The sequence below is a fragment of the Terriglobales bacterium genome, assembly GCA_035624475.1.
Lineage (GTDB): Bacteria > Acidobacteriota > Terriglobia > Terriglobales > Acidobacteriaceae > DASPRL01.
In genome coordinates, this window is the sequence record DASPRL010000051.1 from 1 (window position 1) to 9,130 (window position 9,130).

Below are 9,130 nucleotides of genomic sequence, written 5' to 3' on the forward strand. Positions count from 1 at the left end.
ACGCAGACTGAACGAAAGCTTCGCGCGCTGGGTGCGGGACCGGCGCCCGCTGATCACGCTCAAGGCGGCGATGACCTTGGACGGGAAGATCGCACCCCCGCCGGGCGAGCCCGGGAGCCCGGGTGCGGCCGGCTCCATCAGCGGCTGGATCACCAGCGAGGCGGCGCGCGCGCACGTGCAGGACTTGCGCCACGCCTCCGACGCCATCCTGGTGGGCGTGGGCACCATCCTGGCCGATGATCCGCTGCTCACCGACCGCACCGGACAGCCGCGGCGGCGGCCGCTGCTGCGCGTGATCCTGGATTCACGCTTGCGCCTGCCTCTGGAATCGCGCCTGGTCAAGACCTGCCGCCAGGACGTGCTGGTCTTCTGCTCCTTCGCCGAGGAAAAAAAGAAACGCGCGCTGGAGGAGCGCGGCGTGCGCGTGGAGCAGGTGGAGCTGGGCTCGCGCGACGGCCGCCCCGACGTCCGCAGGATGGCCGCGCGCCTGGGCGAACTGGAGATCCTGAGCCTGCTCATCGAGGGCGGAGCGCTGGTCAACTGGGCGGCGCTGGCCTCGGATCTCGTGGACAAGATCTTCTTCTATTACGCGCCGCGCATCTTGGCGGGGACGGGTGCAGTGCCCTTCGCCACCGGCGCCGGCTTCCAGCGCATGAGCGAGGCCGCGCATTTGCGCTCCTTCACCCTGCACCGCTTCGGGGAGGACTTCGCGGTGGAGGGGTATCTACGCGATCCCTACGAACCGATCGGGACATCGGGTGATCGGGTGATCGGGTGATCGGACGAACAGAACCCAGATTCCTGGCTGCGCTCGGAATGACAATCTCGTAGGATGAAGGCATGTTTACAGGAATCATCGAAGAAGTCGGCAAGGTGCTCAAGCTGGATGAGCGGCACGGCACGCAGCGGCTGACCGTGGGCTCGCGCAAGCTGGTGAAGGAGCTGAAGAAGGGCGCCAGCATCGCGGTGAGCGGCGTGTGCCTGACCGCGATCGAGATCGGGCGCGACCGGGTGCGCTTCGACCTGGCCGCCGAGACCGTGGCCCGCACTTCCTTCGCGCGCCTGCGCCCGGGCGCGCTGGTCAACCTGGAATTGCCGGTGAAGTACGGCGAGCGCATGGGCGGGCACGTGGTCCAGGGACACGTGGACGGCGTGGGCAAGTTCCTGGGCCTGGAGCGCATCCCCGGCGCCGACGACTATTGGCTCAAGGTGCAGGTGCCCAAAGACCTAGCCAAGTACGTGGCCTTCAAGGGTTCGATCTCCATCGAGGGCATCAGCCTGACCGTGGCCAAGATCCAGGGCACGATGCTGACCGTGGCCATCATTCCGCACACCTGGAAGATGACCAACCTGCGCTCGCTGAAGAAGGGCGACCCGATGAACCTGGAAGCCGACGTCCTGGCCAAGTACGCGGAGAAGATGCTGCGGGGCGAGGAAGCGCCCGGCGGAGTGACGCTGGAGCGGCTGATCTCTGAGGGTTTCTAGTTTCTCGTTTCTAGTTTCTAGTCCGTGTGAGCATTGCGGTCTACTCTCAGTGCTTTTCCGCGGCTTCCACGGAATCTATCTCATGGCCAGCTAGCCGCAGCGGCCTGGTACGGCCACAAGCGCTCACCCAGACCCAGGCGCTGCCAACGGAATCGGCATAGATGAGATACGTTTCGCCCTCTTTGAAGGGATAATCACAAGAGCCTTGGGTCACAGCCAGCGTACCGTGAACGTCGCCCTTGTAGACCTGCTCGACGGAGATATGAACCCCTGGGAAGCTGAAGAATGACCGACCAGCCGCGCCTGCGGCACGGGGAGTGGGGGACTGAAGTGGATGTCTCTGCCCGTTCCAGAGCACTATCCACCCCACTATCTTGCGGTCTGGGTCCTCGATGGCCTTGCCGACAAACACGGCCGCAGCATTCGAGAAAGCCTGGGAGGACGTTGGCTGACTCCTGCACATGCACGCCCTGACGGGTGGAGCACAGAGCAAGGACAGCAGCAAAATCGGGGGAGACAGACGTGCGAAGCGCGGGGTCATTCCAGTTCTCCTGGCGACTTAGGGCCGGGCGGCATAGCCGGGATCGCCCGGCTGGAGCTTGCCGGGAACGACCAGCGCGTCGAGGTTGAAGAACTCCTGCAGGATGGGGTGCTGGCTGCGCTCCATCTCCTCCACCGGGCCGAAGAAGATGCACTTCCCTTCGTGCAGGAAGATGACGCGGTCGGCCAGCTTCTGCGCCAGGCGCATGTCGTGGGTGACCACGATGGAGGTCAAGCGGAGCTGGTACTTGAGCTTCTTGATGAGGTCGCCGAGAAGCTGGGCCATGAGCGGGTCCACCATGGTGGTGGGCTCGTCGTAGAGGATGCAGTCGGGCTGGGCGGAAAGCGCGCGCGCGATGGCCACCGAGCGCTTCATCCCGGTGGAGAGGTCGGAGGGCAGCAGCTCGCGGTACTGCTTGACGCCCACCATCTCCAGCAACCCGTCCACCACCTGGTAGATCTGCTCTTCGTCCAGGTCGCGGCGCTCGCGCAGCGGGAATGCGACGTTCTCGCCCACGGTGAGCGAATCGAAGAGGGCCCCGTTCTGGAAGACCATGGTGACCTTCTTGCGGATGCGCTGCAGGTCGGGCTCGGCGTAGTCGGTGATGTCCTCGTAGGCCACCCAGATGCGGCCGGCGTCGGGCTTGAGGAAGCCCATGATGTGGTGCAGCGAGACCGACTTGCCCACACCGCTGCGCCCCAGGATGCACACCGTCTCGCCCGGCACCACGTCGAAGCTGACGTGGTCGAGCACCCGGTTCTCGCCGAAGGCCTTGGAGACCTCCTTGAACTCGATGAAGGGCTTGGGCGATTCGCCCGGGGAACTCGGGTTCCGGCTCAGATCATTCATGGTGTTCGCTTCTCGCGCCGGCGGGCGGCGCGCTCCAGGTCTTCCCGTGTGTTGAGATTGTCGAACATCTCGGGGAGAAATTCAAACCGCGCCAGCTCTTCTTCCTCCAGCACGCGCAGCGGGAGCGCGGAGAACAAGGGATCGATCTTGTTACGCCCCTGCCGCAAGGCGGCCTCGGCGGTCTCCCGGAAAGGGCGGCGATAGACGGCGCACAGCGGCTGGTAGCCTCCGGCCACCCGCGGGACGGTGACCACGGCGGAGGATGCCCGCGCCTGCTCCACCAGGAAACGCAGCAGGGCGGAGGTGAGCAGCGGGGTGTCCACCGCCAGGACCAGGTTCAACTCGCTGGCGGAGGCGCTCAGGGCGGCGTGGATGCCGCCCAGAGGCCCATGGTCGGGGTAGAGGTCCTCGATCACCGGGGCGAAGGCGGCGAAGCGGTCGCGCTCGCCCACCAGGAAGACCTCCGTGGCCAGCGAGCGAGCCAGGGAGAGCGCGCGGGAGAGCAGGGTCTCGCCCTGGAACTCCAGGAAGGCCTTGTCGGCGCCCATGCGCGTGCTGCGGCCTCCGGCCAGGATGAAGGCGGAGAGATCGGTGGCAGGCTGGGTCACGGGGACAGTGTAAAACATTCCGCAGTCAGCACTCGGCACTCAGCCGAGCCAGGGCCATCGGCGGAAGCGCAGAGGGGTGAATGCTGGCGGCTGAGTGCTGGATGCTTCTGCATGCTACAATCGCGCTCGCTTCCCCGCTCCCAGCCAGAAACCACGCCTGAAGCGCGCTCCGGCGCCGCGGACGGGGACCCCAAAGACGGCCCATGAACATCCGCCGCAGGCTACTGTACGCCGTCGTTCTCCTGCTCCTGCTCATCGGGGTGGCGGTGGACGGATACCGCGCGCTGGGCCCACCGGGCACCAGCCTGCTCGACTCCCTGTACATGGTGGTGATCACGCTGGCGGGGGTGGGCTACGGGGAGATCGTCTCCACCGCCGGGCGTCCCGCGCTGCGCGTCTTCAACATGTTCGTGATCATGGTCGGGGTCATGATCACGCTGTACGTCTTCTCCGCGGTGACCGCCTTCCTGGTGGAAGGCGAACTGAGCAACATCTTCTGGAGGCGCAAATTGCAGAAGCGCATCAGCGAACTGCGGCAGCACTTCATCGTCTGCGGCCTGGGCGGCACCGGCCGCTACGCCGTCGAAGAACTGCACAAGACGGGCACGCCCTACGTGGTCATCGAGACCAGTGAAGAGCCGGTGGAGAAGTTCCGCGGGCACCACGAGAACCTCAAGGACATGCTCTACCTGGTAGGCGACGCCACTGACGAGGAGACCTTGGACCGGGCGGGGCTGGCGCACGCCAAGGGGGTGATCGCGGCGGTGGCCTCGGAGAAGGACAACCTGGTGATCACGGTGATGGTGCGGCAGAAGAACCCGCGGGTGCGCATCGTGGCCCGCTACTCGGACGCGAAGTACGCGGACCGCATGCTCAAGGCGGGGGCCAACGCCGCCGTCTCCCCCGACCAGATCGGGGGCCTGCGCATGGCCAGCGAGGCCCTGCGCCCCCACGTGACCAGCTTCCTGGATCTGATGCTGCGGGAGCAGTCGCGCACCCTGCGCATCGAGGAGATCGACGTGGGCGGGCACTCGCCCTGGGCGGGCCGCACCCTGGAGCAGGTCGACCTGCGGAACCGCTTCAACCTGCTGGTGCTGGCGGTCAAGGTCGCGCAGGAGGGCCGGGAGATGCAGTTCCTGCCCAATCCGCCCGATTCCCTCACCCTGCTGGCGGGCGCGGCCATCATCGTGATGGGTGACATGACGGAACTGCGGCGGGCACGGCATGAGGCGCAGCACGACCAGCCCGTGCTCTCGGGTTCCGAGACCTGACCTGGGCGGCGGGTCAGTGGATGTCCATGCCGATGATGCGGCCGGCGGCGTCCAGTTCCAGATTGGCCACCGCGGCCAGCACTGCGTCCCCGGTGAGCCCGGGGATGGCCACGAAGACCCGGGGATCCACGTAGTGGGCCTGCGGGGCCTCGCGCTTGATGAAGGTGAGGGCGACCTCGTTGCGGTACTTCTTAGGCACCTCGAAGCTCAGGTCGGCGAGGTCGCCGGTCTCGGAGACGGAGACCGCCACCTCGATGGGAACGCGGTGGTGGACTTCGGCCTCCTCGCGGTTGGTGTTCCCCTTGAAGGCCACGTAGTACTGGTAGCGGCCGTCCTGGGGATCGAAATTGCTGCGCTCGACCTGGATAGGCATGGAGTTCAGGGTCCCGGCGAAGTTCTACCATAGCCCCCGGGAAAACGAAACCCGGACCTCGCTGCGGAGTGGCGGGCGGCCACTGTCCTTCCGGCCGCCCCTCCCTAAGACCGTAACCCGCCGGGGTGACTTTGGTGTTAATAGCGGCATCAAAGGGGTTTGATTTCTCCGGGGGGGCGGCTAATATCGGCATCTGCTCCGATGGAACTGCAATCGCTGGTCCTGAGTGACGATTCGAAGACGGTCAAGGTGCTGCAGCGCCTGCTGAAGGAGCTGGAGATCAGCTTCGAGCACTGCTCCCAGGCGGACGTAGCCATGGAGCTGCTGGCGCGGCGCAAGTTCGACGGGGTCTTTGCCGACTGCGACATCGAGGGCTCGGGACAGTTGTTGAAGGCGGTGCGGCGCTCGCGCACCAACCAGCGCTCCATCGTCTTTGCCATCCTGACCGGCAACATGAGCGTGCGCCAGGCCTTCGAGCTGGGCGCCAATTTCGTCCTCTACAAGCCGGTTTCGGTGGAGCGCGCCAAGCGCAGCCTGCGCGCCGCCCACGGCATGATGATGCGGGAGCGACGCCGTCACTTCCGCCACCCCATGGACTCGCGGGTGTACCTGAGCTTTGAGAGGGTCAAGGACCTGCAGGCCACCATCCTCGACCTGAGTTCCGGCGGCATGGCCATCAAGACCATGGAGCCGCTGGCGCTGCGCCACGAGGTCCACCTGCGCTTCGCCCTGCCCGGCAACACCAGTTTCCTGGAAGGCGAGGGTCAGGTGGCCTGGGTGGACGCCTTCGGGCGGGCAGGACTGCAGTTCACCATCCTGCCTCCGGACTCACAGTCCGAGCTGGAGAAGTGGCTGCTGGCCCGGGCCACCATCACCCAGGCCGAGGACGCCTTGGTGGGCGCCAAGCCGGCGGAACCCAGGCCGGTGGAAAACCCGCCGCCGGTGCCTATGGTCCCGGCTGAGGAACCCACCCCCGAACTGCCCTCCGCCCTGCAGGGAGAGCTGGAGATCGAGGTGGTGTCGCCGGAGGCGCCCGCTCTTGCCCACCGGCGCTGGCGCGAGGACAAGTCTCGCACCGTGCTGCGGGGCGAGACCGAGGGCCGCATCCTGGCGGCCGTCATCCGCGGCGGCAAGGTGGTGGTGGTGCGCGGCCGCTGCGAGGACCTGAGCGAGGAAGGCCTGGGAGGAGAGATGGAGGGCGAGTTCCTGCTGGGCGACCCGGTGCTGCTGCAGCTCACCCTGCCGCACTCGGAAGAGCCGCTGCGCATGCACGCCGAAGTGCGTCACCGCACCGAGAACTACTACGGCTTCGAGTTCGTGGCGCTGGACGCGGCGCAACGCCGCGTCATCCGCCGCTTCTGCGACGCGCTGCCGGTGCGGGGATAGGCAAGGAAGCGATTTACGGATCCCACACCTGGGCACTATAGCCCTGCTTGCGCGCCTTGTCCTGCATGTCCTGGAGCCTGTGCTGGGCTTCCGCGAGCTGCGGCTGGGTACGGGCGAGGTCAAGGGCGGCCTGGCGCTTGCCCTCACAGCGCTCGGGCTCGCTGGCGCACAGTTGCGGCGTGAGCGGGGCGGGCGTGGCCAGGTTGGCGCGCTCGCCGGCGATCTCCTGTAGCCGATCGAGATGCTGCTGCAAACGGGCCACCTGCTGCTTCTGCTGCAGGATCTGGCCGCGCAGCTTCTGCGCTTCCGCGTCCAGCTTCTGCTGCCCGCCGGCGGGACCCTTTGCGGAGGCCGGGGCGTCGCTGGAAGCGCCCTTGGCGGGCCCGGCTGCGCCGCCTAGATCTTCATTGGTGTAAACCCTGGCGTGATCGCTGCCGCCCGTCTTGGCTTGCTGGTTGGCGCGCGCCGCGTCCGCCACCGACAGACCGGAGGCCATCTGCGCCACCAAGGGGCCTGCCGTCCACACCACCATCGCTGCCAGCACAAAGAACCAACCGAACTTGGTTTTCGCCAATATCCACCCCCACCGTGCTGCCGATTGTACCGCCGTTCGCACTCCTCGCCAGCCGGGAAGCAGATGACGAAAGTACCCACTCCAGCGAGTGGGCCGGCTCGTCCTTTCGATTCAAGTAATGGATCAATTCTGGCTGCGATGTGGCTGATTGCGCAGGTCGGGCGGGACAGGCAAAACCTGGGATGGGGGACGCATCTAATCGTCCATAGCCGCCACTCGTCCCAGGAGACCGTTGCATGAACAGCAGATACTCCCTCTTCATCGCGGCGGCGGCGGTGCTGGCACTGGTGTTGGCGACCGGCTGCGCGCGCACCTCTAGCGACACCCAGCTGGCCAGCGACGTACAGAGCAAGCTGGCTACGGATACCCGCGTCAGCAGCCAGCGCATGCAGGTGCTGGCCAAAGACGGCATCGTGACCCTGAACGGCACGGTGAGCAGCGACAGCGAGCGCTTGACCGCCTCTGACGACGCCGCTCTGGTTCCGGGTGTGAGGACGGTCATCAACAACCTGCAGGTGCAGCCGGTGAGCGCGGAAACCGCGGTCGCGGCCCTCCCCAAGCCACCGGAGGAGTCGGCGCGACCGCGCTTGCGTCGCGCAGTGGCCCATTCCGCCGAAGCCGACCCGCCGCAGGAGGCGGCCCCGCCGGCGGCACAACCAGTGCCCGAGCCTCAGCCGCAGCAGGCTTACCCGGCGGCCCCAGCGCCCACCCCCGCGCCTCCCGCGCCGGAGCCGGTGACCATCCCGGCGGGCACGACCCTCTATGTCCGCATGTTGAACGGCATCGACTCAGAGAAGAACGCGGTGGGCGACACCTTCCGCGCCAACCTGGATTCCCCCCTGGAGGTGGACGGCCGGGTGGTGGTGCCGGCGGGCGCCGAGGTCACCGGCCGGGTAGCGGAGGACAAGAGCGCAGGGCACTTCGCGGGGAAGTCGCAGATCGCCCTGGAACTGACGCGGCTGAACTTCCACGGCCACGCCTATACCCTGGTCACCGACCAGTACACGCGCGAGGGTAACTCCCGCGGCAAGCGTACCGCAGCCACCATCGGGGGCGGCGCCGTGCTGGGTGCGGTGATCGGGGCCATCGCGGGCGGCGGCAAGGGCGCCGCCATCGGCTCGGTGGCGGGCGCGGGCGCGGGCACCGCCGTGCAGGGCGCGACCAAGGGCCAGCAGGTCAAAGTGGATGCCGAGGCGGTCCTCGCCTTCCGCCTGCAGGAACCGGTGGCAGTGCGGCCGTGGGCGCACAGCGAGCGGCGCGCGCCGGACTCCGGCGAGCCCCCGCAGTAGCGGCGCGATACAATCCGGGCCGGACGCGACTGTGTCCGGCCCTGTTCTTCTTGCCCGGCCCGCGCCACACGTCCATGCCCAAGATCACGGCCCTGTTGCACACCTTCGACGACGCTGCCCGCCTGGGGCGAGCGCTGGACTCGTTGCGCCCCTGCGACCAGATCCTGGTGGTGGACCACGCTTCCCGCGACGCCACCCGCAAGGTGGCGCGCCAACACGGCGCGCAGGTGATCCGCGCGGTGCCCGGGGTGGAGGGCGGCGCCTACGCCATCGACGCCGACCACGACTGGATCCTCTGCCTGCTCCCCTCGGAGGCGCTGAGCGAGGCCCTGGAGGCTTCGCTACTGGAGTGGAAGCAGGGCGATCCCGACGAGTTCCTGGGATTCGCGGTGAACCTGCGCGAGGAGACGGAAGGCGGCTGGCGCAACCTGCCGGCAGAGACCCGACTGGTCAACCGCACCGCGACCGTCTGGACCAGCATCCTGCCGCCCCCCGGCCCCGCCAGGCACGCATTGCCCGGCGACCTGCTGCGCTTCCGCAATCCGTGAGGGCCCGGCCACGCCGGAAACCTGCCGCGGCGACATATAATGGCCCCACCCCCTGAGACCTGACGAGCGGCGTGCATCCGGGCGATCCCATCCTCGCAATCGTGATCTTTCTCTTCGGACTGGCGTTCGGGAGCTTCCTGAACGTGTGTATCTACCGGCTGCCGCGGCGCGCCTTCACGGACGAGGAACTGGCGGCGCGCGGCCTC

At 67.4% G+C, this 9,130-nt stretch carries 10 protein-coding genes; 6 read left to right on the top strand and 4 right to left on the bottom strand.

Annotated elements, in window-relative coordinates:
* Positions 1 to 778: RibD family protein (locus tag VEG08_02385; GenBank protein HXZ26826.1), on the top strand; the 778-nt coding region annotated here is incomplete at its 5' end.
* Positions 779 to 840: 62 nt separating this feature from the next.
* Positions 841 to 1,485 (top strand): riboflavin synthase, encoded by a 645-nt coding sequence (locus tag VEG08_02390; GenBank protein ID HXZ26827.1) that lies wholly within the window; start codon positions 841 to 843, stop codon positions 1,483 to 1,485.
* Between the two features lie 559 nt (positions 1,486 to 2,044).
* On the opposite strand, the gene VEG08_02395 is transcribed toward VEG08_02390, so the two are convergent.
* Positions 2,045 to 2,875 (bottom strand): ATP-binding cassette domain-containing protein, encoded by an 831-nt coding sequence (locus tag VEG08_02395; protein HXZ26828.1) that lies wholly within the window; start codon positions 2,873 to 2,875, stop codon positions 2,045 to 2,047.
* Positions 2,872 to 3,501: a molybdenum cofactor guanylyltransferase gene (locus VEG08_02400; GenBank protein ID HXZ26829.1), complete on the bottom strand. Its 630-nt coding sequence runs from the start codon at positions 3,499 to 3,501 to the stop codon at positions 2,872 to 2,874. Before VEG08_02400 ends, VEG08_02395 begins: the two co-directional genes overlap by 4 nt.
* A 185-nt stretch (positions 3,502 to 3,686) precedes the next feature.
* Here VEG08_02400 and VEG08_02405 point away from each other — a divergent pair, with 185 nt between their 5' ends.
* Entirely contained in the window at positions 3,687 to 4,754 is a 1,068-nt protein-coding gene (locus tag VEG08_02405) for a potassium channel protein (GenBank protein ID HXZ26830.1), read from the top strand.
* A gap of 13 nt (positions 4,755 to 4,767) precedes the next feature.
* Here the strand turns inward: VEG08_02405 and VEG08_02410 are convergent, their stop codons facing one another.
* Positions 4,768 to 5,127 carry a hypothetical protein gene (locus VEG08_02410; protein ID HXZ26831.1) on the bottom strand — a complete coding sequence of 120 codons (360 nt, stop codon included), beginning with the start codon at positions 5,125 to 5,127 and terminating at the stop codon, positions 4,768 to 4,770.
* 201 nt (positions 5,128 to 5,328) lie between these two features.
* On the opposite strand from VEG08_02410, the gene VEG08_02415 reads away from it, so the two are divergent.
* The gene (locus VEG08_02415) at positions 5,329 to 6,513 is read left to right on the top strand and encodes a PilZ domain-containing protein (GenBank protein HXZ26832.1); all 1,185 of its coding nucleotides are present in this window, start codon (positions 5,329 to 5,331) and stop codon (positions 6,511 to 6,513) included.
* 13 nt (positions 6,514 to 6,526) lie between these two features.
* On the opposite strand, the gene VEG08_02420 is transcribed toward VEG08_02415, so the two are convergent.
* A complete protein-coding gene (locus VEG08_02420; GenBank protein ID HXZ26833.1) occupies positions 6,527 to 7,087 on the bottom strand; it encodes a hypothetical protein in 561 nt (186 codons plus the stop codon).
* A 236-nt stretch (positions 7,088 to 7,323) separates the two neighbouring features.
* Between VEG08_02420 and VEG08_02425 the strand changes: the two genes are divergently transcribed.
* On the top strand, positions 7,324 to 8,376 hold the full coding sequence (locus VEG08_02425; protein HXZ26834.1) for a BON domain-containing protein: 1,053 nt from the start codon (positions 7,324 to 7,326) through the stop codon (positions 8,374 to 8,376).
* Positions 8,377 to 8,450: 74 nt separating this feature from the next.
* Entirely contained in the window at positions 8,451 to 8,924 is a 474-nt protein-coding gene (locus VEG08_02430) for a hypothetical protein (protein ID HXZ26835.1), read from the top strand.
* Positions 8,925 to 9,130: the final 206 nt, after the last annotated feature.